We start from the raw sequence: 26358 nt of genomic DNA, 5'->3' as shown, positions 1-26358 counted from the left end.
GCGTTCACTTGAGTAACTCCTGGCAATAGGGTTTGTCGTGGGCAACGCCGAGCAACTGGCAGATGGTGCCGCACAGTTCGGTCTGCCGGGGCGCGGCTGCGAGGTCGAGGCTGAAGCCGTCACCGAGGACAAACAGCGGCACTTCCCGTTCTTCGGCCAGCAGGCCGTTGTGGGAGCGGTCGTTGTTCATGCCGTGGTCGGAGGTCACCAGCACCTGGTAGCCGGCGTCGAGCCAGGCCTGCAGGTAGACCGCCAGGTTGATGTCGGCCGAGCGCGCGCTGTTGCGGTATTGCGGGGTGTCGAGGCCGTGCTTGTGGCCGGCATCGTCGATGTTCATCGGGTGCACCAGCAAAAAGTTCGGCAGGTAGCGCTGGCGCAGGTGATCAGCATCGGCGAACAAGTGGGAATCGGGGTAGTGGTCATTCCAATAGAAATGTCCGTATTGAATCGGCAAGTCGGGATTGTCGGTGTGACGATCACGTCCGGCCACGAAGGGCGAAACGTTGTAGAGCTCGCTGACCCAGTGATACGCCGCGGCCGCCGTGCTCAGGCCGGCCTGGGTGGCGTAGTGGAAAATGCTGCGCTGGTTCGACAGGCGCGAGACGTTGTTGTGCACGATCCCGCTGTCGATGGGCACGACGCCGGTGAGGATGCATTCGTAGAGCGGGCGGGACAGGGCGGGCAACTCACATTCCAGTTTGTAGAGGGCCGCGCGTCCTGCGCCGACGTAAGCCTGCAAATGCCCCATGGCATGCCGGGCGACTTCGTAGTTGAGGCCGTCGAGCATCACCAGGATGACGTTGTGCTTCATGGGTAGCGGGACTCCGGACAGATACCAGGAAACTCGGATTCCCCTCGGTCAATGCGGGAGCAGGCCTGTGGGAGCAAAGCTTGCTCGCGATGCTGGCGACACGGTGCAACTGTGAGACCGTGTCATCGTTTATCGCGAGCAAGCTTTGCTCCCACAGTGCTTGCTCCCACTATTTGGATCCTCTGTGGATATCCGAGCGGGAGCTAGTGCCTCACTGCATATTGATGATCACTTCTTCCTGCCATTTCTGCGGCAGAGCCTTGGAGGTCTTCTCCCACGCATCCGCATCCTTGATCGGGGTCACGCCCTTGTACTGCTCGTTCGGCAGCAGCTTGGCCTGGACCTCTTCCGGCAGTTTCAGGTGCTCGGCGCGGATCGGACGGGCGTTGCCCTTGGCCAGGTTGATCTGGCCGGCGTCGCTGAAGATGTATTCGCGGGCCAGCTTCGCGGCGTTCGGGTGCTTGGCGTATTTGTTGATGATGGTGGTGTAGCCGGAGATGACCGAGCCGTCGGACGGGATCAACACGACGTAATCATCCGGGTTGGCCATCTTGGCCTTGTAGCTCAGGCCGTTGAAGTCCCAGACCACGCCGACTTCCACTTCACCTTTTTCCATGGTGGCGATGGTCGGGTTGGCCATGGACAGGCGCCCTTGCTTGGCGATCTCGGCAAACATCAACAGCGCCGGCTGGAGGTTCTTCTCATCGCCGCCGTTGGCCAGGGCCGCGGCCAGTACGCCGTTGGCGGCCTGGGCGGCGGTGCTCACGTCACCGATGGAGACTTTGTACTTGCCGGTTTTCAGGTCAGCCCATTTGGTCGGTGCTTCGGAACCGTGCAGCAGTTTCTTGTTGATGATGAAAGCGATGGTGCCGGTGTAGGCCAATGCCCAGTTGCCATCCTTGTCCTTGGCCCAGGCTGGAACCTGTTCCCAGGTGCTTGGCTTGTAGGGCTGGACCACGCCTTGCTTGACTGCGATCGGGCCGAAAGCCGCGCCGACGTCGCCGATGTCGGCGCTGGCGTTGTCTTTCTCGGCGGCGAACTTGGCGATTTCCTGGGCCGAGCTCATGTCGGTGTCGATGTGTTTCAAGCCATAGATCTTGGCCAGGTCGTCCCAGGTGCCTTTCCAGTTTGCCCAGTCATCGGGCATGCCGACGCTGTTCACGGCGCCTTCCGCTTTCGCAGCGGCTTCCAACGTTTTCAGATCGGTGTCAGCGGCCATGGCGGCGGTGCACATGGCAATGGTCGAGCCTAACAGTGATGCCAGGAAAAGCTGTTTCATCCGAAGCTCCTATGGGCGTTTTCAACGCTGCGATTGCGGTTGTGTTGGTCTAGGTCAGCAATACCTGAGCCAATGTAGGCGAGCCCTGTGACATTTTGATGTCGGTGCCGGATGTCCCGGGAAAGGCCAGGCTCGTGGAGGTTGGCTGCGAATTAAGCGTAGACCATGGATAAACAGCTGATCTGCAAGGACTTGGCCGTTAATTTGCACGCTTGCAGGACGACCGTTCGGCGGCTCTGTCATCTGTCAGTCATATGCAGTGCCTAGGCTTGCTGGACCAAGAAGCGGATCGATGGACAAGCGATCTCGCCCCGAAACAGTGCTGGTCTAGTCCAGATAGGTAACGTTGATGCGCATCGATGCAACCAAAGCGGTGACAGCCATCGGACAGGTCCTGCAGGAGCAGCTCGACCACGGGTTGCTGGCGCCCGGCAGCAAGTTGCCGGCCGAGCGCAAGCTCAGTGAATTGTTCGGGACCACACGGATTACCGTGCGCGAGGCGTTGTTGCAGCTCGAAGCCCAGGGACAGATTTATCGGGAGGAGCGCCGCGGCTGGTTCGTCTCACCACCCCGCCTGGCCTACAACCTGATGCAGCGCAGCCATTTCCACGCCATGGTCGCGGCCCAGGGGCGTGTGCCTTCTACCCAAGTGATTTCTGCGCGTCTGCAACCGGCCTCGGCGGCGGTGTGTGCCTGGTTGCAGTTGCCGGCGCTGTCCAGTGTGATCCAGATCTGCCGCGTGCGGCGTATCGACGAGCGGCTGGTGCTGTACGTCGAGCACTACCTCAACCCGCAGTACTTTCCGGACATCCTCGGGTTCGATCTCAACCAGTCCATCACCGAGCTGTATGCCCGTCATTACGACCTGCATTACGGCCGGGTGAAGTTTGAAATCGTGCCCACCTCTCTACAGCCGGAAGCGGCTGCGGCGTTGAAGGTTTCGGTGGGCAGCCCCGGGCTTCGGATTGCACGGGTCAACTATGACCAGCACCAGCGGCTGATCGATTGTGACCTGGAGTTCTGGCGACACGATGCGATCCATGTCGGTGTGGATGTGCCGGAGCAATCTGTGCCGGAACAATCGCCGGGCGCCTGAGGCAGGCTCAGAGTGACTCGTTGAGCTTGCTCAGGATCTTGATCACCACCGTGGCGAGGATCAGCAACATGCCGATCCACATGGCAAAGACCCCGACGCCTTTGTCACGGAAGTTGAAGCCAATGGCCAGCAGGATCATGCCGGCAATGATGGGCACCAGCATGGCGTTGAACGAAGACATCGAGATCATGGCGACAGCCTTGTCGGGGAGGATAAGGTCAGTCTAGTTGGGGTTTGGCCGGGGTGTGATGATGTATGTCACGGTCTCCTCGAGTTTTGAGGCGGACATCATTGTGGCGAGGGAGCTTGCTCCCGCTCCAGTGCGCAGCACTGGCAAATGTGCATTCAGTTGCAGATTTTTGGGGCTGCTGTGCAGCCCAGCGGGAGCAAGCTCCCTCGCCACGGGGGTTAGCTGTAACTATGGCGGTTACGGCAGCTCGCGAGACGCGTAGAACGCGCTCAGCACCTTCACCAGGTGCGCCAGGTCATGGCTGCCGCACAGTTCGCGGATCGAATGCATGGCGAAGGTCGGCAGGCCGATGTCCACGGTGCGCACGCCCAGCTGGCTGGCGGTGATCGGGCCGATGGTCGAGCCGCAGCCCATGTCGCTGCGCACCACGAAGCTCTGCACCGGCACTTCTTCGGCCATGCACAGGTGGCGGAAGAACCCGGCGGTTTCGCTGTTGGTGGCGTAGCGCTGGTTGCTGTTGACCTTGATCACCGGCCCGGCGTTGAGTTTGGGGCCGTGGTTGGCGTCGTGCTTGTCGGCATAGTTGGGGTGCACGCCGTGGGCGTTGTCCGCCGAAACCAGCAGGGATTTCTGAATGGCCCGTACGAACTCTTCACCTTCCGGCAGCAGGCGACGCAAGGTCTGCTCCAGCATCGGGCCATCGGCGCCACAGGCCGAGCACGAGCCGACCTCCTCGTGATCGTTGCACACCAGTACGCAGGTTTCTTCGGTTTCGGCGTTCAGCAAGGCTTGCAGGCCGGCGTAGCACGACAGCAGGTTGTCCAGGCGCGCACCGGCAATGAAATCGCCGTGCAGGCCAATGACCGCAGCGCTTTGCGTGTCGTAGAAGCTCAACTCGTAATCGAGTACCACATCGGCGTTCAGGCCGTGCTCGCGGGCCAGTTGGTCGGTGAGCACGGCACGGAAATCAACGCGCTCGTCCCCGGCGAATTGGGCGAGGATCGGTGGCAACTCATTCTGCGGGTTGATCGCCCAGCCCTGGTTGGCTTCGCGATTGAGGTGGATGGCCAGGTTCGGAATCGTGGCGATCGGTGCCTTGAAATCGATCAACTGGCTTTCGACCTTGCCGTCGCGGCGGAAGGTCACGCGCCCGGCCAGGGACAGGTCGCGGTCGAACCATGGCGCCAGCAGTGCACCGCCGTAGACCTCCACGCCCAGTTGCCAGAACCCGTGGCGTTGCAGTTCCGGCTGGGGCTTGACCCGCAGGCAGGGGCTGTCGGTGTGAGCGCCGACCAGACGGATACCGTCGTGCAGCGGTGAATGGCGGCCCAGCTTGAAGGCGATGATAGAGGAGTCGTTGCGGGTGACGTAATAACGACCGTTGGCTTCGGTGGCCCAGGTCTCGCGCTCGTCAAGACGCTGATAACCCGCCGCTTCCAGGCGCTGGGCAAGGGTGGCAGTGGCATGGAACGGGGTGGGGGAGGCCTTGAGGAAGTCGATCAGGCCCTGGTTCAACTCTGCGCGCATAAGTAACTCCAGACAGCAATGGGCGGCAGTTTACCCCATCGCCAGCCTGCATTGCAGACCCAATCCCCCGTCGCGGATCGTTCTACGACCTCGGTATCGATCAGCCCGAGGTCATGATCCGCTTGCGCAAATGCGCCATGATCAGGGACTTGTCCTGCGCCTTGGACGGTTCTGGCAGGTGCTGCGGCCAGTGTTCCAGTTGGCCGAACAGTTGTTGCCGGCTCTGCGGGTCCAGGCGAAGAATCTCCCGCGAGGCCGAGTCCCACCAATGGTGTCGACACAGCTTGTAGTAAGGATGTTCCGGCGCCGCGCTGCCATACAGCAGGTCGCGACCGATCCTGTGCAAGGCGCCGCGCTGGTGGCGCAATTTCCATTTGATCTTCAGCCGCCGCCAGGCCGACGGAAAAGGCCGGGTACGCGGAACGTCATGGCAGCGCTCGAGCAACTGCGCGCTGAACGCCTCGCCGTGCTGGGCAAAGAAATGTGCCTGCATGGTGTGGAAGAAGCGTTTCTCGGCGAAGTAGTGATAGACGTGTTGGTTGGTTTCGTTAATGGTCTGGTTGCGCATGGCGAACGAAATCGCGATCTGTTCGATAGTGTGGATGTCGAAGCCGCCTTCGGTCCATTCATCGATCAGCCCGATGGCCTCGGCCAGCAACGAAGCATCGCGATCAGTCACCCCGCACAGCCCGCTGTTATAGAGCTTGAAACTGTTTTCCCGAGTCACGCCGTGGGCGCCCAGGCAAGCCCCCAGCCTGCGGTAATCCTCGCGCTCACACACGTAGTCCCAGTTGTATTCGAAGCTGTCCATCAGGTACTGCCCTGGCTGGATTTGCTTGAACAGCAGTTCGGGATCGGCGAGGAACAGCGTGTCGGTGTCGACGAACAGGGTTTTTTCCGCCAGCGTCAGGCCGGCCGCGATGGCGCAGGCCTTGCGCCGGTGAATGTAACCATTATTGCCTTGCCACTCGGTCAGCAATTGCGGGCGCAGCGCGAGGGTCTCGACCGGCCAGCCCTGATAATCCTCAGGCCGGTCGGTCAGGATCCTGATGCTGGGCAGGGTCGACGGATTGCCGCGGGCCAGGGCGGTCAGGATGCTGAATTTAGCCTCGTGGCGATAAGCGTCCTTGTCGCCGTAGATCAGGTACAGCAGTTGGTGACGAACTTTTTTGACGGGTGTTTCCTGAAAATCAATAACCTGCATGCCAAGCCTTTATCGGAATTAGAACGGTGCCGGGCACTCGAAGCGCAGGCGCTCGCCGCTTTGCGGATGGGTGAAGCTCAGCATGCTGGCGTGCAGGCACAGGCGTGGCCAGGCGGCGAGGGCCTGCGGGTGGGCGTAGAGCCCGTCACCCAGCAGCGGGTGACCGATGGACAGCATGTGCACGCGCAATTGGTGCGAGCGTCCGGTAATCGGCGTGAGTTCGACCCGGCACCAGTCGCCGCAACGTTCCAGCACGCGCCAGAAGGTCAGGGCGTGTTTGCCGTGCTCATGGTCCACCACATGTCGCGGTTTGGTCGGCGGGTCGTAGCGCAAGGGCAGGTCGATGGTGCCGCTGTCCAGTTCCGGTTGGCCCCAGCACAACGCCGTGTAGGCCTTTTCGGTTTCGCGATCATGAAACTGACGGGACAGTTCGCGATGAGTATCCGGGTCACGAGCCAACAGGATGATGCCGGAGGTTTCCCAGTCCAGTCGGTGCACTATTCGCGCTTCCGGATAGCCGTTTTCCTGCAGGCGGGTGATCAGGCAGTCTTTGTTGTCGTCGGCCCGGCCGGGCACGGAGAGGAGCAGGGTCGGCTTGTCGACCACCAGGACAGCGGCGTCCTGATGAATGATGCGGATGTTGGACAGGGGCATTGAAAACAGTCTCGTTACAAACGCCAACGGCGGCTCGGGCCCTGCCCTTGTGAGAGCGGGCTTGCTCGCGAAAGCGGTGTCTCAGACACATTGATATTGAATGTGCCACCGTCTTCGCGAGCAAGCCCGCTCCCACAAAAAGGGCTGTGGGGACCCGAGCCGCCGTGGCTCCAGCCGGAGCGATCAGCGATCCGGCAGGGTGATGTTGAGTTCCAGGATCGAGCAGCTGCCCTGGCTTTCCAGTGCCACATGCACGTCATCGCTGCCGATGTTGACGTACTTGCGGATCACTTCCACCAGTTCCTTCTGCAAGGCCGGCAGGTAGTCAGGGGTACTGCGTTGGCCGCGTTCGTGCGCCACGATGATCTGTAGACGCTCTTTCGCGACCGAGGCGGTACTGGGCTTTTTGTTGGCACGAAAGAAGTCAAAAAGGTTCATTACCTACCTCCAAACAGGCGCTCGAAGAAACCTTTCTTCGTTACATCGAGGAAACGATGCTCCACGGTCTTGCCCAGCAGGCGATCGACGGCATCGCTGTACGCCTGGCCGGCATCGCTCTGGTCGTCGAGAATCACCGGCACGCCGGAGTTGGAAGCCTTGAGTACCGCTTGGGATTCCGGAATGACACCCAGCAGGGTAACGGCGAGGATTTCCTTGACGTCTTCGACGCCGAGCATTTCGCCATCGCTGACCCGTTGTGGGTTGTAGCGGGTCAACAGCAAGTGTTCCTTGATCGGCTCTTCGCCCTTCTCGGCGCGCCGGGATTTGCTCGCCAGCAGGCCCAGCATGCGGTCGGAGTCACGGACCGACGAGACTTCCGGGTTGGTCACGACAATCGCTTCGTCGGCGAAGTACATGGCCAGGTGGGCACCTTTCTCGATACCGGCCGGGGAGTCGCAGACCACGAACTCGAAGTCTTCCTTGAGCTGCATCAGCACCTTTTCCACGCCTTCCTGGGTCAGCGCGTCTTTGTCGCGGGTCTGACTGGCGGCCAGCACGTAGAGGTTCTCAAGGCGCTTGTCCTTGATCAGGGCTTGTTGCAGGTTCGCCTCACCGTTGACCACGTTGACGAAGTCATAGACCACGCGACGCTCGCAACCCATGATCAGGTCGAGGTTACGCAAGCCGACGTCGAAGTCGACGATGACTGTCTTGTGGCCGCGCAGAGCGAGGCCGGTACCGATAGCGGCGCTGGTGGTGGTCTTACCCACACCACCCTTGCCGGATGTAACCACGAGAATCTTGGCCAAGGTGTTTCACCCCTAAGGAAAAAGGACTTTGTCAGCCCCTGAAAAACATCTCTGGAAAACTGCTGCAATTGGACAGGCTTGGCTGGAATCGGATGTCGGGTAGGGTCTACCTCCGGTAAACACTGCCTGATCCTTTTTCCTACGTCGTTTAAGCCGTTTTCGCTCGTTTTAGAGATGCTTGGAAAATGCGGCAGTATCCGTTAAAGCCGAATGATGTTCAACACGTCGCCCGACAGGCTGATCTGCACGCCGGCTCCCCACAACGGGTCGCGACGCAAATCCTCGGAAACCTTGTACTGCCCGGCGATGGAAACCAGCTCAGCGCTCAATTGCTGACAGAAAATCCTGGCTTTGGTATCACCCTTGACGCCGGCCAGCGCACGACCGCGCATCGGGCCGTATACATGGATGTTGCCATCGGCCAGAAGTTCCGCCCCCGGGCTGACCGAGGACACTACGACCAGATCGCCACCCTGGGCATAAATCTGCTGCCCGCCGCGCACTGGCGAGGTGATGACACGCGTTGGCTTGATGGTGGGCTCGGGTGGTTTTTCCGGGGTTTTCTTCGCTTCGACCGGGTTCAGTTCCAGGACACGCTCCCTGGCGCCGGACGGCGGCAGCACCGGAATGTCCACGGCGATGGCGGCGGCAATGTCTTCGATGCGACTGGCGCGGATCGCCAGGGTACGCAGGCCGTGCTGGCGGCAAACGCGCATCAGGCCCGGCAGGTCCACCGAGCCTTCGCCAGCCGGCAACTTGTCCAGGGCCAGTACCAGCGGGGCGTTGCTGAAGAAATTCGGGGCCTGGGCGACTTTCGCCGCCAGTTGCCGGTCAAGGCTTTCCAGGTCGTTGCGGGCCAGCTCCAGCACCGTAATGGCGAGCATGCTGCCCTTCAGCTGGAACACGGGATCTTGGTCTAGCGGTTCGGTTTGGCTCATGGTCGGCGTACAACGGCTTGTCACTAAAAGTGCCGAGACTTATAACGAGATCGTCCGCCAGCCGCAACCCGGGTCGAACAATGTAGAATGCGCGGCCCATGTCCTAATGGAAGCTGTAATGGATCGCCCGCGTTTTCGAGCTGCTTTTTTTCATCCACGTTTCTGGCTGCTGTGGTGCGGCCTGGGGCTATTGTGGTTGATCGTTCAGTTGCCTTATCCGTTGCTGCTGCGCATCGGTCGTGCGCTGGGCGCGCTGATGTACCGGGTGGCCGGCGACCGACGGCGCATCGCCCGTCGCAACCTGGAACTGTGTTTCCCGCAAAAGTCCGCCGCCGAGCGCAAGCGTCTGCTCAAGGAAAACTTTGCCTCCACCGGCATCGCCTTTTTCGAAATGGCCATGAGCTGGTGGTGGTCGCGTTCGCGCCTGGCGAAACTGGCCCATGTCGAGGGGTTGGAGCATCTCAAGCAGGCCCAGCGCGAGGGCTCGGGCGTGATCCTGATGGCGCTGCATTTCACCACGCTGGAAATCGGCGCGGCCTTGCTCGGCCAGCAGCACACCATCGATGGCATGTACCGCGAGCACAAGAACCCACTGTTCGACTACATTCAGCGCCGGGGCCGCGAGCGGCATAACCTCGATTCCCTGGCGGTGGAGCGTGACGACGTGCGCGGTATGCTCAAGCTGCTGCGGGCCGGCCGGGCGATCTGGTATGCGCCGGACCAGGATTACGGCGCCAAGCAAAGCGTGTTCGTGCCGCTGTTCGGCATCCAGGCCGCAACGGTCACCGCCACCAGCAAGTTTGCTCGCCTGGGCAAGGCGCTGGTGGTGCCCTTCGTTCAGGAGCGCCTGGCCGATGGCAGCGGTTATCGTCTGGTGATCCAGGCACCGCTGGACAATTTCCCGGGCGAGACCGAGGAAGCCGATTGCATCCGCATCAATCAATGGGTGGAGCGCTCGGTGAGTGATTGCCCCGAGCAATACCTCTGGGCCCACCGGCGCTTCAAGAGCCGTCCGCCGGGTGAGCCGAAGCTGTACGACAAGCGCGGTTGACCCGGCAGTCCGCCATTTTTTTGCAGCACCTTGAGCACGGAGCATTGCGATGACCCCAGCTGAACCGGTTACAGGTTTGATTCTTTCCGGCGGCGGGGCTCGGGCGGCATATCAAGTGGGCGTGTTGGCGGCGATTGCCGAGTTGTTGCCAGACGGTGCGGACAACCCATTCCCGGTGATCGTCGGTACCTCGGCCGGGGCGATCAACGCAGTCAGCCTGGCGAGCGGGGCGATGGACTTCAAGAGCGCCATCGAGCGACTGACGGCGTTCTGGCAAGCGGTGCGCAGCCATCAGGTGATGCGCAGCGACTGGCGCGGCGTGCTGGCCCAGTCAATGCGTTTCATCACCCACAGCCTGCTGGGCCTGGGGGCCAAGTTGCCGGTGGCGCTGATCGACAGTTCGCCGCTGCGCGAACTGCTCCAGGCCCAATTCCACGCCTCGGGCATCGAGCAGGCCATCGTCGAACGGCAATTGCGAGCGGTGGCGGTGACGGCGTTCGGTTATGAGTCCGGCCAGGCCGTCACGTTCTACCAGGGACGCGGGACCATCGATGCCTGGCTACGCCACCGGCGTATCGGTGTGCCGACGCAGTTGTCGGTGGAGCACCTGCTGGCCAGCTCGGCGATCCCTTTGTTGTTCGCGCCGGTCAGGATCGGCCCGCAATACTTCGGTGATGGCGCGGTGCGGCAATCGGCGCCCATCAGCCCGGCCTTGCACCTGGGGGCCAATCGCGTGCTGGTGATCGGTGTCAGTGGCAACCCCCGTGGTGCCGGCGGGCAGGATCCCACAGAGCGCAGCTACACCGGCCTGCAACCGACCCTGGCGCAGATCGGTGGCCATATGCTCAACAGCACGTTCATTGATAGCCTGGAAAGCGACATCGAGTTGCTCGAGCGCCTGAACGGGTTCAGTCACCTGCTGCCCGATGATGTGCCGGCCCATGCCCTCGGCGCGGCACCGGTGGAGGTGCTGGTGATTTCACCCAGCCAGCCGATCGATGAAATCGCTGCTCGCCATCGTCAGGAGCTGCCCCGCGCGTTGCGGGTATTCTTGCGCGGGCCGGGCGCGACCAAGACCAGCGGCGCGGGAGTGCTGAGTTATCTGTTGTTCGAGGCGGGGTATTGCAGCGAGCTGATCGAGCTGGGGCGTCAGGATGCGTTGGCGCAGCGTGAGGAACTGAGTCGGTTCTTGGGGTTGTCCTGAAGCGATGCAAGCAGGTCCGCCGCTATCGCGAGCAGGCTCGCTCCCACAGGGGGCTTGCGGTGGACGCTGAACTGAGCCCAACACACAAACCAGTGTGGGAGCGGGCTTGCTCGCGAAGGCGACTGAACATTCAACATCGATGTTGGCTGACAGTCCGCTTTCGCGAGCAAGCCCGCTCCCACAAAAGCTGTGCGGACGCTTTTAAATCCCAATGAAACAGATCAGAAGTGATACTTCAGCAAGAAGCTGGTATTGCTCTGGTTGGTCTTGAAGCCATCGCTGTCTTCGATCCCGTACTTGTTCTTCCAATAGTCATACTCCACGCCCACATACAACTGCTTGGCGCCGAGCTTCAACGCCTTGCCCAGGTCATACTTGATCTGCGGGTTGATGTGCAGGTTGGCGTGGTAGGTGCCTTTGGAGTTGCTGTCGTTGTCCACCACCCAGTCGATGAAACCGTCGATCAGGATGTCCGATGAACCCACCGGTACGGTGTAGGCCCAGACCGGGGTGATCTGCCAGACGTTGTCGCCGGCGCGTGGGCCTTCGGTCTGGCGGTTGTAGAAGTTCAGCTGGAAGTAGTCGAAGCCGGGGATCGCCAGGTCGAAGCCCGGGCCGATCAGGTAGGACTCGTTGTCGCCTTCGCCGAACTCATAAGTCATGGCCAGCAGCACATCCTTGATCGGGCCCAGTTCCAGCTTCTGGTCGAAGATCTTGCCGAACGACAGGCGCGGGCTGAACTCACCGTAGTAGGTGTTCGGACCGGACTGGCTGTCGTCCTGGCCGTTGTAGAAGATCCGATCGAGGAAGAAGAAATTGTCCCCGTACTTCCAGGCGTCGGCGTGTTCGAAGGTCACGGTCTGCTGGATGCGCGGGTTGACCTGGAAATCCTTGCCATACAGGTAGGTCAGGCTGTTGTTCTGCCACTGGAACAGGTCGTCGGCCATCGCTTGGCCCGCGACCAACAAGGATCCTGCGAGTATCAGGCTGGTACACGTGTGGTTCATTCGGTTGCTCCCAAAGGTAAGTGATACCGCTTTTTTTTTTCAGGTCAGCGCTCTGGTGTGGCGCTTTTTTCCACGGATAAAAACATCCGTTCGGTCAGCTTTTCGCTTGTGGCAGGTGCTGATAGCAAGAGCTGAGCCAAGGCCGTAAAAAGCTCGTCCAGCTATTTGGAAAAGTCGAAAAGGTGTTTTCCAGGGACGCCCGATATCCCCCGCGATGCCGGGATAAGTTGGCGTGTCGGTCAGGATCCGATGATTTTTCTACGGCACCCGGATGCGAACGGCCGCGCAGGATACGGGCTTGCCCTGATGGGCTCAAGTGCCCTGCAACGGCGCATTCGCGGCGAATTTGGGGCGCGGCTCAGTTGGTCCGCGCGCCTTGGTTGATCCACGCGCCGATCAGATCGCGTTCCTGCTGGGTCATCTGGGTGATGTTACCCAGCGGCATGATCTGGCTGGTCACGGCCTGGGCCTGGATGCGCGCGGCTTGCTGCTGGATCTGCTGCGGGGTATCGAACATCACCCCACCCGGCGCCGCACTGAACAACGGGCTGGTGGGCTTGGCCGAGTGGCAGACCGAACAGCGTTCCTGGATCACACTGTGGACCTTCTCGAACGAAGGGCCCTGGGCGTTGGCGGCCTGAGCGGGCGCCGATACCGGTGCGGCGGGTGCCGTCGCCGGTTTAGCGCCGCCACCCACTGCCGTTTCCGGTAGCGGTTGGTACTCGATCACGCCGGGGGCCTTGGCCACCTCCGGTGTGCTGGGCATGGGCTTGGGACCGGTGACATACGCCAGGCAGATCATCGCCAGGGCACCGACCGGCAGCGTCCAGGCAAACCGGTTGCTGTCATGGCGGGTGTTGAAGTAATGGCGCACCAACACCGCCGCCACGGCGATCCCGGCCAGGATCAGCCAGTTGTACTGGCTGCCGTAGGTGCTCGGGAAGTGGTTGCTGATCATGATGAACAGCACCGGCAAGGTGAAGTAGTTGTTGTGGCGCGAACGCAACAAGCCCTTGGCCGGCAATGCAGGATCGGGCGTGCGGTTCTCGGCGATGGCGGCTACCAGTGCGCGCTGGGCCGGCATGATGATGCGGAACACGTTGCCGACCATGATTGTGCCGATGACCGCACCCACGTGCAGGTAGGCACCGCGACCGCTGAACACTTTGCTGAACCCATAGGCCGCGGCGATCAGCAGCACGAACAGGATCAGGCCGAGCAGGGCAGGGCGCTTGCCCAGGGCCGAGTCGCAGAGAAAGGAATAGACGAACCAGCCGACGAACAACGAGCCGATGCCCAGGGCAACGCCCTCGGGGCCGCTCAAGCCGCTGCCGGGGGCCAGCAGGTAGACGGTCGGGTTCCAGTAGAACACCACGCACAGCAGCGCGATGCCCGACATCCAGGTGAAGTAGGCTTCCCACTTGAACCAGTGCAGGTTGTCCGGCATGGACGGTGGTGCGAGTTTGTATTTTTCCAGGTGGTAGATACCGCCACCGTGGATGGCCCACAGGTCGCCGGCCAGGCCGCTCCTGGGATTGACGCGATTGAGGTTGTTTTCCAGCCAGACGAAGTAGAACGACGCGCCGATCCAGGCCACGCCAGTGATCATATGAACCCAGCGCACGCTCAGGTTCAGCCATTCCAGCATATGTGCTTCCACAGTCTTTACCTCTCGCCCGTCACGCTTGTATTCGCGTGATCGGACCTTCTCTTATTGGTGGGGGGCGAGGATCAATAGCTCATCCTCTTTGAAGAAATGCTCATCGCAGTTATTGCCTGTGCCACTGCGATCAACCACCAGGAAGTCATCCCGCTTTTCGATCGTCAGCACCGGGTGGTGCCAGACGCCGCGATGGTAATTAATGCCCTGCCTGCCGTTGGTGACGAAGGCGCGGACCAAGCCTGATACAGGTGCATCGCCAAGTGGCGCGACCACGATCAGAAAGGGGTTGCCGAGCAGCGGAATGAAGGCCTGGCTGCCCAGCGGATGGCGCTCCAGCATGCGCACGGTCAGCGGCATGTCCAGCGCGTCGGCGCGGAAGATGCTGATGATCGCCTTGTCGTCCGGCGTGGCGGTTTCCACCGTCGCCAGGCGATGGAAACGCATGGTCGAACCGTTGTTGATCATGAAGTGATCGCTGCCGTCGGTTTCGATCACGTCACCGAACGGGGCGAAGGCTTCTTTGGTCAACGGTTCGATCTTGAGTGTGCGCATGCTGGTCTTCTTATCCAAAATTCTGAGTTGTTTGTTCGATTGCTATCGCGAGCAGGCTCGCTCCCACATTTGACCGCGTACTCCTGTGGGAGCGAGCCTGCTCGCGATTGGCCTCACTGCTTATTTTGAGACCTTGCCGAGCACCCGCAGGCGACTCACCCCGCCATCCGGAAACACATTCAAGCGGATGTGGGTGATCGGCCCCAGGGCTTTGATCTGCTCGGCGAAGGTGTGTTCGGCGTGCATCTCCAGTTTCTGGCTCGGCAGCAGTTCGCGCCAGAACAGCGACTGGGTTTCGATCTGGCTGTCGGTGCCGCCCTTGACGAACGCGCCCTGGATCGAGCAGCTGTCGGGGTAGTTGCCCTTGAAGTGCAGGGTGTCGACGATGACTTTCTCGACCTCGCCGGCATGACCCAGGGCGACGATCACCCAATCATTGCCCGGGGTGCGACGCCGGGCGGTTTCCCAGCCGTCGCCCATGTTCACGCCACGACCCGGGTTGAGGATGTTGCTCATGCGGCCGAAGTGCTCGTCGGAGCAGGCCAGTGCACGACCACCGTTAAGGGCCGCAGCCAGGTCGATCTGTTCGTTGTCGCCCACGGCCGACCAGTCGCGGTACGGAATGCCGTAGACCCGCAGCCGGGCCACGCCGCCATCGGGGTAGATGTTGAAGCGCAGGTGACTGAAGGCCTGGTCGTTGCTGATCTCATGGTAGTGGTGGCTGTTGCCTTGCAGCTCTACCGCCGACAGCACTTCAGTCCACTGGGTGTTTTCGTCCGGCTCGCCCTCGGTCAGGAAGCAGGCTTCCAGGGAGGCCGACGGTGGGTAGTTGCCGGTGAAGAATGAGGTGTCGATGTCCACGCCTTTGATCGACCCCGCCACGCCCAGGCGGATCACCGCGCTGTCGTAGCCTTCGAAGCGCTTGCGGCGCGACTCCCAGCCGTCCATCCATTTGCCGTTGTCATCGAACACGCCCTCCTTCCATACGGCCGGGGTCGGTTGGAACAAACGGTTGGCGTCGGCGAACCAGTCATCGGTGACCGAAATGATCTTGGTGCCGAGGCGGGCGTCAGCCAGGTTGACGAACTTCTCGAAAGGTACGGCGTAAGCTTTCATTCTTCTTGTCTGCCTTTAATGAGTGGCTGGGGATGCTTGCAGAGCCTGGGTCTCAGGGCTGCTCGCTAAAGGGTCAGTAGTCGGAACAACGCGATCTTGTTGATCTCTGCCAGCGCGCATTTGAATTCGGTGTCTACCGAGTGATGGATGCGCGTTTCGAACGCCGCGAGGATCTGATGCCGGTTGCTGCCTTTTACCGCCATGATGAAGGGAAACTTGAACTTGGCCTTATAGGCCTCGTTCAGCTCGGTGAAGCGTTGAAACTCATCGCTCGAGCATTGGTGGATACCGGCGCCAGCCTGTTCGTTCGTGCTGGCTTCGGTCAGTTGGCCCTGGACGGCGGCTTTGCCGGCCAGGTCCGGGTGAGCGTTGATCAGCGCCAGTTGGCTGGCGTGATCGGCGCTCAACAGGATGTCGCTCATGCGCTGGTGCAGGGTTTCGATCTGGTCAATGGACGAGTCCTGGCCCAGGTCGAAGGCCTTTTCGGCCACCCATGGCGAATGTTCGTAGATATCGGCGAAGGCTTTGACGAACGCTTCGCGGCTCAAGGTGGACGGCTTGAGGGTCTGGAAGGCGGTCATTTCGAAGCTCCTGGGTTTGAAGCTCCCGGATACGGATGGGTCTTTTGCCAGTGTCGGGCGATGTCGACGCGACGACTGAACCAGACCTGCTCATGGCTCTTGGCGTATTCGAGGAAACGCTTGAGGGCGGCAAGGCGCGCAGGACGGCCGATCAGGCGGCAGTGCAGGCCGATGGAGAGCATCTTCGGCGCCTCGGTACCTTCGGCATACAGTACGTCGAAGGCATCCTTGAGGTATTGGAAGAAGTCGTCGCCCTTGTTGAAACCCTGCACCTGGGTGAAGCGCATGTCGTTGGTGTCCAGGGTGTAGGGAATCACCAGGTGCGGCTTGCCGTTGGGGGTGTTCGGTTCCCAGTAGGGCAGGTCGTCGTCGTAGGTGTCGCTGTCATAGAGAAAACCGCCTTCCTCCATCACCAGCCGACGGGTGTTGGGGCCGGTGCGGCCGGTGTACCAGCCCAGCGGACGTTCGCCGCTGATCTCGGTGAGGATGCGGATCGCTTCGAGCATGTGCTCGCGTTCCTGGGCCTCATCCATGTATTGATAGTCGATCCAGCGATAGCCGTGACTGCAGATTTCGTGACCGGCGGCGACCATGGCGCGAATCACGTCCGGATGGCGCTGGGCGGCCATGGCCACGGCGAAAATGGTCAGCGGAATGTCGAACTCCTTGAACAGCTTGAGGATCCGCCAGACCCCAGCGCGGCTGCCATACTCATACAGCGATTCCATGCTCATGTTGCGCTCGCCTTGCAACGGTTGCGCCGCGACCATCTCCGAAAGGAATGCTTCGGACTCCTTGTCGCCATGCAGGATGTTGCGCTCGCCGCCTTCTTCATAGTTGAGCACGAAGGACAGGGCGATGCGGGCATTGCCCGGCCACTGGGGATGGGGAGGGTTACTGCCGTAACCGATCAGGTCGCGTGGGTAGTCAGCGCTCACTGCAGTCTTCCTTCTTGTTCGAACCATGTGGGTGGCGCTCCTGGCGATGGGGCACAGGCTGGCGTCACGACGATGGGGTGATTGTATACAACTTTATGTGCGATTTGTAAGCCCGGTTTTTTGCATTTTTCACTGCTGTCCCTGGTTTGTCTACACTGCAAGAAACCTGCCCATTTGGTCAATTAATAGGGGTAAGAATAGCGTATTCGTTGGTTCGACTTGAGATTGGGCAGGAACCAGGGTCGGAACAGGCACAGGCAAAATATCGGTTTTTTATTGTGTACAATTTTCTTTTAAAGTGTCTTAATTCGTTCATCGCCGTGGCGTTTCGTGCTCCGAAACGGTGCGGCCTGTCTTTCAACTGATTCAGGAGGCGTCGTGTCGGACTGCACTGCAGCGAGGCGCGCACAATCAATGGGACGTTTGACTACTCACGTTTTGGATGCCGCACATGGCTGCCCGGGCAGCTCGATCAAGGTCGAGTTGTACCGTGTGGAAGGTTCGCAACTGCAACTGGTCGCCAGCGCGCTGACCAACAGCGACGGCCGTTGCGACGCGCCGCTGTTGCAAGGGGATGACTACCGTTCGGGAGTCTATCAATTGCAATTCCACGCCGGCGATTACTACCGCGCCCGTGGCGTGCAACTGCCCGATCCGGCGTTCCTGGACGTGGTGGTGCTGCGCTTCGGCATTTCAGCCGAGCAGGAGCACTACCATGTGCCCTTGTTGATTTCGCCTTACGCCTATTCCACCTATCGAGGCAGTTGACCCCCAAGCAGCTGCCTTGTCCTGGAAGCGACTGCGCATGGCGCTTCTTTGGTTTTTCGCCCGCTCACACTGCGGGCTTTTTTATCTCGCCGCTCACAGCCTGGAATTGTTATCCCGGATGATGAAAACCGTGTCCGGGTAGCCGGCCCGGATCTGGCAGCCGCCTTTGAGCCAGATGATCTCGCCCCTTTCATGGGCCCTCCTGACGGCTTTCGCGGCAGTTGCTCCGACCTGCAGGTCCAGGCTGACGCTGGCCGTGTTCGGATCGGTGTGCGATGGCAGATAAATCTTCTGACCCTTGGTGCGATGCAGGCTAATGAAAAACAGATAATCATGGCCTCTTCGACTGAATACCAGGGCGGCAAAACTGTTGAAGGTACTGGGTTCGAGGACGGTATAGCCATTACGAGTCAGGACGTCGGCCATGAAACGCTTGATGTCTGTGGGCGAGTAAGACGAGGCTACGTAGTCCCATTGCTGCTGGAACTGCTGGGGATCGAAGTCCAGGCGATCCAGGGATCTCATCGACACCGTACTCGGCAGTTGGATCGAGCGGGAGTTGCCTGTGGTGGGAGGTAATGTCGGGGTAATGGGTAGCATCAACAACGGATCGGACCATTGTGGATGCAATGACGGCGTGCCCGTTTGCCAACTGCTATAAATCTGCCGGAGCGCAGTCAACCCCGCGGCGTCGGCAACCGACGAATCGTTCGCGAGTTCGAATTGCTTCCTGGCGATGTTCTCCGCCGTCCTGGCAGATAATTCAGGAAAGGCTGCCTTGACGTAATCCGTCAATGGTTTGTCGAAGGGAAGCCTGGGATCGATTTCCCAGCGATTGTCGGGCGACAGGCGCATGGCGCCTCGGGGTTGCTCGTCGGGGGTACTCTTGAGCACTATCTCCAGCGTCTCGAATTCATAGTGTGGATGGTCCGGGGCCTGGATATAGGTGATCGGATATTCCCGTGCGTCGCTGCGTGTCAGCACCTTGTAGTGGGTACCCTCTACCGTGATGAAGGCGGTCCCTGCCGGTGGATACGGCAGCAGTTCCCAGTGTTGCTTGAAGGGGGCGGTTGCGGTGTTCGCGCGCTTGGGGGCAACCTCCTGCGCAGGCTCATCGTCCGACGGCCTTCGGCGCGAAGAGGTGGGTTGGGGATCGTTGCCTTGCGCCGTGGCATCGTCCGGAACGCGTCGCCACAGGAGACTGCCTTCCACTTGTTCGAGGCGTGGTCCGGAGGCGATGAGTTCAGTGCCTAGCCGGGCCCGGTAATTCTGGTCGGCATCGCGACCCAATAGCACCGTGCCGCCTTCCGACAATTGCACATAGGTGCGTGTCCTGAACGTGCGGATGCCGGAGGTTGCGTCGGGCTCCGATAACAGGGGGACCAGTTCGGGTGAAAGATGATAATGGTCCAGCGACACTGCCGTGGTGAACTCCTGGATGGGCGTCTGCGAGGTGATTTCGGCGAACTGGATGGTGGGAGACTGGGGTTCGGTGGCTTCAGGTTGTCGTCCGGGCGACGTGACGGGCGCCTGGTCGGTTCCTTCTCCTCGGGAGGGGCTTCTGGGCACTGTTTCCAGTGACGCATCGCGACTGCTGTGGGGCGTGTCGGGGGACGAAGTTGGAAGGTTGGGGCGGGTGTTTCGTCTTGGGCTCATTGGGATTCCTGTTCCTTCAGGTTTGGAGAGTGATGAATGACTCATTCATTCATCGTGAAGCAATGCCCTGCCTTGCGTTCTACGCATCGACAGGTCACCGGCTTGAGGATGTTCCTTGAAACTGCTCAAGCCCGTGCACTACATATGTATAGGGGGGGCTTGTAAACAGGGTTGGGAGGGACCCATACAACGAAAGAAGTCTGCTTAATTGAGGGGCGGTCATCCCGAACGCCAGGCTGAGCGTCAGGGTTTGCGAGAGGAATTTCGAATTGCCCAGCGTGAGGCTTTCCGCCAGTGCCACGCACTTTTCCCGCAGCACGCGAAGTGCGCCATCGTCCGTCGGTGGGTTTTGACCAAGGCCTTCGCTCGCCAGATCCCGGTAGAAGTTGAGGTGGTGATCGCAAAGATTTGTTTTTCGAAGATCCTGGCTTTCGATGAGGCGAGTCTTATCGGTCTCCAGGGTCCATTTGCGTGTTTCAAGGCTGTAGCTCAGACCGCCGCGAGCGCCATCCTTGAGCGCGATATTCAGTACTTTCAAATCTCTGGTGGCAAGAGCGGACAGTTCGCTGGGCCATGCCGCCGAGGGATCGAGGGGGAAAGTGAAATACCGAGCGTCGAGCGCCTCTACATAAACCCGTTCGAATAAGGTATCGACCGCATACACGATGCCTTGGGCAGTGATGACCCGTATCTTGTCGACAAGGTCTTCAGCCTCATAGGTGGGGAGATGAATAATCGTTGTGCCTATCTGCAACAGGTTGGCAGAAAGATTGATCTCGACCGTCCCCAAGTGCGTGGCGTCGAGCTCCCATATCGAGGCATTCGGCAATCGGGGCTTGGCCCCGGCCAGGGCACCGGGTGTGGATAGTCGTAGCGTCATGTCCGGGCTTAGATGCACGAGGTAGGTCGCGCCTTCGCCGATCAAAACTTCAATACCGGTTTGTTCCGAGGGGGAGGTGAGCTGCGCGCAGGTGGCTCGATTGCGCATGTAATAAGGGCTCTTGTCCGAGGGGGCAAGATGCATATATTTCTTTCTGGTCGCCGTGAGGGGCAATGACACGTCGGTTTTCCAGCCCACCGACGATTGGCTAATGAATGTCTCGTCCAGTAGAAGGCCATAGTCGGGTGTCGGTTGGACGAGGCGGTAGGACACACCGTCATTCATGATGAGCGTAACGAGGTGGTTCGAACCCAGGGCGGAAAATGCACGTCGCTTGGTGCGGGTATTCTGTGCGGTGTAACGCTCATCGGAGCTGGCCAGGTTCTTCAGGGCAACTTGATGCGCGCCGAAGTATAAGGTCAGGCCGCATTCCCCATACTTTACGGTGTTCCAATCATCATCGTCGTGGGTGACTTGGACATTGTAATGGGCTTCGATCCGCGTCAGTTCGGCGCTGGCATAATCCAGGTGCACCGTGGTGGTGAAGTCGCTGCGTTGTATTACCTGAAGCGTCGTCGACGCGGTAAGGCGTGACAGGTAATAACTGGTGTCCTTGTCATGTGCGACCCGGTGCGTTTTCTGGTTGTTCAAGATAACCGGGCTGCGCGGTGTTCCTTGCTGGGTGATGACCGCTTCGATGTCGAGGGGCAGGCTCTGTTCGATCGTATCGGGCAGGTCGGGCACCAAGTGATAGCCATCCTTTGTCACGAAGGTCAGTTTGTTGTTTCGAATGTGCCGTTTGTTGTCGACGGGTCGGTAGGCCTTCTTGATGATCACTTCCCGCAGTTGCCAGTCATCTGCGTCAAAGCCCGAGGTCACGACGAGGTTGTCCCCTTCGATCTTCCAGCCTTCGATCAGGTCGGCCCTCCAGTCCAGGGCAATCACGCTATTGCCGATGCCGTCCTCGCTGATCGATACGCTGCCCGGTTTATGGGCGATGGCATAGACATCATTGCCCGGCCCACCGTCTGCGTCGCGGTTGTCGGCACCTAGAAGGAAAATCTGGTCATCGCCTGCCCCGGCCTCGATTGAATCATTGCCGCGGGATTTAATGATGTTCGAGCCGGCGGTGCCCCTGATGACGTTGGTCCTGCCCTCCTGTATCTCTACATGCTCGATGCTTTCCAGGACTGCATGGGGATAGTGCACCTTCGCTTGCTCTTGAATGATGATGGACAGGTGCCCGGCTTCCAGATCGACGTGGTAGCCGAGTTGTTCCTGGGGACCTTTGGTTCGGCCGGATAAAATAATCGTGTCATTGCCTTTTCCGCCCACTAACCGATTGGGTGGCAAGGGCGGGTTTGTGCGGAGCGTCTGCGGCGAACCTTCGAAAATGAAAACATCATCTTTCTCACCTCCAGTCAGTTTTTTAACGCCTGCGCCGTAATGGAAGACGTTCGGTTTTTTTTCAACGCCCGAGATGGTGTCGTTTCCTCCACCGATATGCCAATGGATACCCTTGTGTTCCGCCGAGGTGCCAAGGACTGCACCGGGCGTATCGACAGTGACACCGTCGCGCGCGTCAATAGTGTCGTCGCTGTCTTTGATCGTGGGACGGACTCGAGTCGCTTGGTATCGTTCACCGGTCCACCAATTCCAGGTGTTGTACGTCACCGCTTCCAGTTCGACATTGAACTTGCCGTTTACGATGGCTTCGGTGCTGTCTCTTAATGTGCCTTGCAGTAATTTCAAGGCAGTGGCCCGAAGTTGCCGGGTATGTTCAGCGGTGGTCTTGGCGGTGGTGTAGCGCTGCTGAATATCGTCATCAGGGCTGATCATCCAGAAGGCGAACCACCCTGTACGCAGGCGCTCATGGACGGTGAGTTCTATGTAGTCGTCGATCTCGTCGACTTCACGAATCGCGCCCCAGATCTGCGAACCCACCGCCAGGATGAGTCCTGCGGCAAGGCCCACCGGACCGGCTGAAGTAAACCCTGCCAGCGCCGCTACGCCGATGGTCACGGTCATGGCCGCGCTGGTCATACTCAATGCCGCGTTGACGTAATGGTCCGTGGCGTCACGGCCATTGGCGGCGGCCTTGAGCGAATCAACGGCGGCGATGATATCGAAGGGAAGCGTCAGCACGCTGGCGATCAAGCCACTTGCGCGCCCTAGCCTCAAGGCGAATGAGGTCTTGGCGAAACTCCCGAGGGCGCTCTGGCCGGCCGTGAGCATCTGCATGGCTTGCCTGGTTATCGCGGCCTCGAGGCCAATTGAAGCCAGCTCGGCCGTTACGCTGGCCCCGTTGAAGACGGACTGATAGGCGTCCTTGTTCCGGATGGCGTCTTGCAAACCGCGTAAGCCGCTGTAGATGCCGAAGGCCTGGAGTCCGAGGCCCGTTGGGATGAGGAGATTACTCTTGGTTTTATTCACCCAACTCAAGGTTCGTTGTGTGAGCACAGAGGTATTCAGTTTTTGAGCGGCGTTTAAAAGCCTTTCAAGCGAGCCACGATAATCGCCGGGTTCAGCCGGTATATCTGGAATCTCCCGCAACAAAGGGCGCGCGGTGGGTGGGCGCTGGCTGGCGATTTCGAACAGTAGCGTTGGCAGCCGATAGTCGTTCGCGTCAACGGTGCGGTTTATACAGGCTTGGATATCAACCGGGTTGAACTGCAAGGTGTCCACGAAAACGCGATGGGGGCTGCGGAAAAAAGTATTGTCGCCATTCAGAGGCTGTCCATCGGTGATTGCACCCAAGGCGTCCAAGGCTGAACGGGTCACTGTCACGGAACCGATGTGTAGCGGGCCATAAAGTTTATCTACAACTTCGAGTTGGGCCTGTCTTTGTCTGTGTTGCGGGTCGATCGGCGTTTCATCGCCGGCCCGGAAGTCGAGCGTCTCGACGTCATGTTCATTGGCCTGCAAGCCTAGATCGGTAATAACTACGCCAGTGTCGTGAGAAACGGAGTCGAGGTGAAACACCTTGGCCATTGTGAACTTCCTTGTTCAACGATAATGAATGGCCTTCTATGTAAAGTATTTTTCTGAGAGGTGTATATCAATTGGTTGTTGCGACGTTTTGCGAGGGCCTTGAACCTTAAGAGATGAAGTGATTAAAAAAATAACGCGCCTCAATGGGTCGACAGTAAGGAGGCTGCGCCAGCACCGCCAAATAATCCTGCACTGATGCGGTTGAACCAACTCTGGCCTTTGCCCGTACGCAAATACCGCGCCGCACCGTGGGCGCCGAGGCCGTAGGCCAGCTTGCAGAGCAGGTCGAGTACAGTCCAGGTGGCGATCATGATCAACAGTTGTGGCAGGAACGCTTGCTCGGCGCTCAAGAACTGCGGCAGGAAAGCGGCGAAGAACAGGATGTCCTTCGGGTTGCTGGCGCCCAGCACGAATGCCCGGCCGAACAAGGCGCGAAAACGTGGAACGGCGGCGGCCTGGGGCACTTCAGCGCCTTGGGCAGGTTGGCGCGATTGCTGCCAGCTCTGCCAGGCCAGGTAGAACAGGTACAGCGCACCGACGATCTTCAGGGCGCTGAACAACTGCTCCGACGCCAGCAACAACGCACCGAGCCCCAGCGCCGAGGCACTCAGCAGGCAAATCGAGGCGATCACTCCGCCGAGGAACGCCGGGTACGAGCGGCGCAGGCCGTAGTTCAGGCTGTTGCCGATCATCAACAGCGACAACGGGCCGGGGATAAGGATCACCACCAAGGCGGCGCCGCTGAACAACAGCCAGGTTTCCAGATTCATTGCTTTGCTCCTGATGGACAAAAGCCTCACCCAATGGGTGAGGCGGGGGTTACGGTATCGCTTACAAGAAGATGAACTTGGCGATGAAGATCGCGCAGAGCACCCACAGGCTGACGGAGATTTCCTTGCGTTTGCCAGTGCCGGCCTTGAGCACCACATAGGTGATGAAACCCAGGGCAATGCCGTCGGCGACCGAGAACGTCAGGGGCATCATGATGGCCGTGACGATGGCCGGGATGCTGTCGGTCGCCTCGTCCCATTCGATGTGGGCCATGCCGCCCATCATCAGCATGGCGACGTAGATCAAGGCCCCGGCGGTGGCGTAGGCCGGGATCATCCCGGCCAGCGGCGCGAAGAACATCGCGGCAATAAATAGCACACCAACCGTCACGGCGGTAAGCCCTGTGCGGCCACCGGCGGCCACACCGGCGGCGCTTTCCACGTAGCTGGTCACTGGCGGCACGCCAACCATGGCACCGAAAACGCTGGAGGCGCTGTCGGCTTTCAAGGCACGGGAGAGATTCTCGATCCTGCCATCGGCTTTCACCAGGCCCGCGCGCTGGGCGACGCCCATCAGCGTGCCGGCGGTGTCGAACATGTGCACGAACAGGAAGGCCAGCACCACGCTGATCATGCTGACGTTGAACACGCCAGCGACGTCCATCGCCATCCAGGTCGGTGCCAGGCTCGGCGGTGTGGACATGATACCGTTGTACTGCACCAGCCCCAGGCCCCAACCGGCCAGGGTCACGGCGATGATGCTGATGAGGATCGCGCCGAACACCCGGTGATAACTGAGCACGGCGATCATCAGGAAGCACACGGCGGCGAGCAGCGGACCGGGTTCGCGCAACGAGCCGAGCTTGATCAGCGTGGCGGGGCTGTCGACGATGATCCCGGCGGTTTTCAGGCCGATCAGCCCGAGGAACAACCCGACCCCTGCGCCCATGGCGAACCGCAGGCTCACCGGAATGCTGTTGAGCAGCCACTCCCGCACCCGGGACAAGGTCAGGATCATGAACAGCACACCGGAAATAAACACTGCACCCAATGCGGTTTCCCAGTTGTAGCCCATGGTGCCGACCACGGTGTAGGTGAAGAAGGCGTTCAGGCCCATGCCCGGCGCCAGGCCCACCGGCCAGTTGGCGTACAGGCCCATCAACAGGCAACCCAGGGCGGCGGCGATGCAAGTGGCGACGAATGCCGCGCCGTGATCGATGCCGGCGTCGGCCATGATGTTGGGGTTGACGAAGATGATGTAGGCCATGGTGATGAAGGTCGTCAGGCCGGCAATCAGCTCGGTCTTCACCGTGGTGCCGTGCAAGCTGAGTTTGAAGAGGCGTTCCAGCCAGCCACTGCGTAGTGGCGGCGAAAGGTCCAGCGTCTGGGCTTCGGGTTTGCGGCTTTCCACAGCGAGTACTCCTCAAGAGTCTTATTGTTATTTCCAGCACCGCACACACCCTGGGGTGGCTGCGATGCGCTGAGGCAGGTAAGGCTGGCGAAGTATGTTGACCTTTTGGTCAGGAACTCGCACGAAGCGAATTATGCTTTTGTATACAAATAAAGCAAATAATGTTTTCTGTGTTGTCGACGAAATGTCTGGCGATAGGGATATATCGCCCATGCGGACGCTATCGCGAGCAAGCTTTGCTCCCACAGAGGGATGCGGTGCCCAATGAGTTCGATTGTGGGAGCAAGGCTTGCCCGCGATAGCAATAGCCCTGGCGCCACAAATCTTGCGGAAAACTCAGTCAATAGGCACAGGACTCTTCCCCAGAGCCAGGTTCACCGCCAACCACCCATCCACCGCCGCCTCCCCAGCCTCGGCAAACACCCGCTCCAGCAATTTCACCTGCTCACGCCGCAACGCCTGCTCGAAGCGCTCGCCTTCGGCCGTCAGTTCCAACAGGCGCTTACGCTTGTCAGTCTCGGACGCGACGCTGTTCACCAGGTGCATTTCCATCAACTGCCGCAACGGCATGTTCAGCGCCTGTTTGCTCACTCCGAGCAGGGCCAGCAACTCCTTTACGCTCAACGAGGGATAGCGGGCGATGAAAAAAACGATGCGCTGGTGGACCCGACTCAACCCACGACGCTCGAGCATTTCATCGGCCTTGGCGGTGAACGCCTGGTAACCGAAGAAAAACGCTTCCATGGCCATTTGTTGGGAAGTCGGGTTTTTAAGGTCAATCATGTTGACGTATCCAGAGAGGTCGGAGTAATTTCGGTCAA

At 60.0% G+C, this 26358-nt stretch carries 24 protein-coding genes; 4 read left to right on the top strand and 20 right to left on the bottom strand.

The window, feature by feature from the left end; genetic code table 11:
• Window positions 1–4 precede the first annotated feature (4 nt).
• Together PSH86_RS22690 and PSH86_RS22685 are read right to left on the bottom strand one after the other, a co-directional pair.
• A complete protein-coding gene (locus PSH86_RS22690) occupies window positions 5–811 on the bottom strand; it encodes an alkaline phosphatase family protein (protein ID WP_176689278.1) in 807 nt (268 codons plus the stop codon).
• A gap of 211 nt (window positions 812–1022) precedes the next feature.
• Window positions 1023–2090, bottom strand: coding sequence for an ABC transporter substrate-binding protein (locus PSH86_RS22685; RefSeq protein ID WP_109754508.1), 1068 nt, complete (start codon window positions 2088–2090; stop codon window positions 1023–1025).
• A gap of 349 nt (window positions 2091–2439) precedes the next feature.
• Here PSH86_RS22685 and PSH86_RS22680 point away from each other — a divergent pair, with 349 nt between their 5' ends.
• Window positions 2440–3186 carry a UTRA domain-containing protein gene (locus tag PSH86_RS22680; RefSeq protein WP_109754507.1) on the top strand — a complete coding sequence of 249 codons (747 nt, stop codon included), beginning with the start codon at window positions 2440–2442 and terminating at the stop codon, window positions 3184–3186.
• A 7-nt stretch (window positions 3187–3193) separates the two neighbouring features.
• Here PSH86_RS22680 and PSH86_RS22675 read toward each other — a convergent pair whose 3' ends face one another.
• The 7 genes from PSH86_RS22675 to minC form a co-directional block, all read right to left on the bottom strand.
• Window positions 3194–3376, bottom strand: coding sequence for a hypothetical protein (locus tag PSH86_RS22675; RefSeq protein WP_057452462.1), 183 nt, complete (start codon window positions 3374–3376; stop codon window positions 3194–3196).
• A 237-nt stretch (window positions 3377–3613) separates the two neighbouring features.
• On the bottom strand, window positions 3614–4903 hold the full coding sequence (locus PSH86_RS22670; protein ID WP_109754506.1) for a M18 family aminopeptidase: 1290 nt from the start codon (window positions 4901–4903) through the stop codon (window positions 3614–3616).
• Window positions 4904–5003: 100 nt separating this feature from the next.
• Entirely contained in the window at window positions 5004–6107 is a 1104-nt protein-coding gene (locus PSH86_RS22665) for a hypothetical protein (RefSeq protein ID WP_305485068.1), read from the bottom strand.
• Window positions 6108–6125: 18 nt separating this feature from the next.
• Window positions 6126–6761 (bottom strand): RluA family pseudouridine synthase, encoded by a 636-nt coding sequence (locus PSH86_RS22660; protein ID WP_109754504.1) that lies wholly within the window; start codon window positions 6759–6761, stop codon window positions 6126–6128.
• A 183-nt stretch (window positions 6762–6944) separates the two neighbouring features.
• Window positions 6945–7199, bottom strand: a complete 255-nt coding sequence (minE, locus tag PSH86_RS22655) for a cell division topological specificity factor MinE (RefSeq protein WP_003179111.1) — start codon at window positions 7197–7199, stop codon at window positions 6945–6947.
• Entirely contained in the window at window positions 7199–8011 is an 813-nt protein-coding gene (gene minD / locus PSH86_RS22650; protein WP_003179114.1) for a septum site-determining protein MinD, read from the bottom strand. The genes minE and minD overlap by 1 nt, the downstream gene beginning before the upstream one ends.
• Window positions 8012–8211: 200 nt before the next feature.
• Window positions 8212–8949 carry a septum site-determining protein MinC gene (gene minC / locus PSH86_RS22645; RefSeq protein WP_109754502.1) on the bottom strand — a complete coding sequence of 246 codons (738 nt, stop codon included), beginning with the start codon at window positions 8947–8949 and terminating at the stop codon, window positions 8212–8214.
• Window positions 8950–9067: 118 nt separating this feature from the next.
• On the opposite strand from minC, the gene PSH86_RS22640 reads away from it, so the two are divergent.
• On the top strand, window positions 9068–10000 hold the full coding sequence (locus tag PSH86_RS22640) for a lipid A biosynthesis lauroyl acyltransferase (RefSeq protein ID WP_109754501.1): 933 nt from the start codon (window positions 9068–9070) through the stop codon (window positions 9998–10000).
• 49 nt (window positions 10001–10049) lie between these two features.
• Window positions 10050–11204, top strand: a complete 1155-nt coding sequence (locus PSH86_RS22635) for a patatin-like phospholipase family protein (RefSeq protein ID WP_109754500.1) — start codon at window positions 10050–10052, stop codon at window positions 11202–11204.
• Window positions 11205–11425: 221 nt separating this feature from the next.
• Here PSH86_RS22635 and PSH86_RS22630 read toward each other — a convergent pair whose 3' ends face one another.
• From PSH86_RS22630 to puuE, 6 genes are all read right to left on the bottom strand, one after another.
• Complete coding sequence (locus tag PSH86_RS22630; RefSeq protein WP_109754499.1) at window positions 11426–12211, bottom strand: outer membrane protein OmpK; 786 nt, start codon at window positions 12209–12211, stop codon at window positions 11426–11428.
• A 358-nt stretch (window positions 12212–12569) separates the two neighbouring features.
• A complete protein-coding gene (locus PSH86_RS22625) occupies window positions 12570–13871 on the bottom strand; it encodes a urate hydroxylase PuuD (RefSeq protein ID WP_109754498.1) in 1302 nt (433 codons plus the stop codon).
• 51 nt (window positions 13872–13922) lie between these two features.
• Window positions 13923–14426, bottom strand: a complete 504-nt coding sequence (locus PSH86_RS22620; protein WP_018612495.1) for an ureidoglycolate lyase — start codon at window positions 14424–14426, stop codon at window positions 13923–13925.
• Window positions 14427–14546: 120 nt separating this feature from the next.
• Complete coding sequence (gene alc / locus PSH86_RS22615; protein ID WP_003204527.1) at window positions 14547–15542, bottom strand: allantoicase; 996 nt, start codon at window positions 15540–15542, stop codon at window positions 14547–14549.
• Window positions 15543–15607: 65 nt separating this feature from the next.
• Window positions 15608–16123 carry a 2-oxo-4-hydroxy-4-carboxy-5-ureidoimidazoline decarboxylase gene (gene uraD / locus PSH86_RS22610; protein WP_116833203.1) on the bottom strand — a complete coding sequence of 172 codons (516 nt, stop codon included), beginning with the start codon at window positions 16121–16123 and terminating at the stop codon, window positions 15608–15610.
• Window positions 16120–17061, bottom strand: a complete 942-nt coding sequence (gene puuE / locus PSH86_RS22605; RefSeq protein ID WP_109754495.1) for an allantoinase PuuE — start codon at window positions 17059–17061, stop codon at window positions 16120–16122. The genes uraD and puuE overlap by 4 nt, the downstream gene beginning before the upstream one ends.
• A 414-nt stretch (window positions 17062–17475) precedes the next feature.
• Between puuE and uraH the strand changes: the two genes are divergently transcribed.
• Window positions 17476–17829: a hydroxyisourate hydrolase gene (uraH, locus tag PSH86_RS22600; protein ID WP_109754493.1), complete on the top strand. Its 354-nt coding sequence runs from the start codon at window positions 17476–17478 to the stop codon at window positions 17827–17829.
• Between the two features lie 93 nt (window positions 17830–17922).
• On the opposite strand, the gene PSH86_RS22595 is transcribed toward uraH, so the two are convergent.
• The 5 genes from PSH86_RS22595 to PSH86_RS22575 form a co-directional block, all read right to left on the bottom strand.
• On the bottom strand, window positions 17923–19530 hold the full coding sequence (locus PSH86_RS22595) for a hypothetical protein (protein WP_146206865.1): 1608 nt from the start codon (window positions 19528–19530) through the stop codon (window positions 17923–17925).
• 49 nt (window positions 19531–19579) lie between these two features.
• Entirely contained in the window at window positions 19580–23356 is a 3777-nt protein-coding gene (locus PSH86_RS22590; RefSeq protein ID WP_305485047.1) for a calcium-binding protein, read from the bottom strand.
• Window positions 23357–23496: 140 nt separating this feature from the next.
• The gene (locus PSH86_RS22585) at window positions 23497–24126 is read right to left on the bottom strand and encodes a LysE family translocator (protein WP_109754490.1); all 630 of its coding nucleotides are present in this window, start codon (window positions 24124–24126) and stop codon (window positions 23497–23499) included.
• Window positions 24127–24187: 61 nt separating this feature from the next.
• Entirely contained in the window at window positions 24188–25537 is a 1350-nt protein-coding gene (locus PSH86_RS22580) for an NCS2 family permease (RefSeq protein ID WP_305485043.1), read from the bottom strand.
• A gap of 336 nt (window positions 25538–25873) precedes the next feature.
• Complete coding sequence (locus PSH86_RS22575; protein ID WP_109754488.1) at window positions 25874–26320, bottom strand: MarR family winged helix-turn-helix transcriptional regulator; 447 nt, start codon at window positions 26318–26320, stop codon at window positions 25874–25876.
• Between the last annotated feature and the right edge of the window lie 38 nt (window positions 26321–26358).

The organism is Pseudomonas sp. FP2300, assembly GCF_030687595.1.
In the GTDB taxonomy this organism is placed as follows: domain Bacteria; phylum Pseudomonadota; class Gammaproteobacteria; order Pseudomonadales; family Pseudomonadaceae; genus Aquipseudomonas; species Aquipseudomonas bijieensis.
The sequence above is the reverse complement of the archived record's forward strand: the minus strand, read 5'-3'. Positions and strand labels throughout refer to the sequence as shown.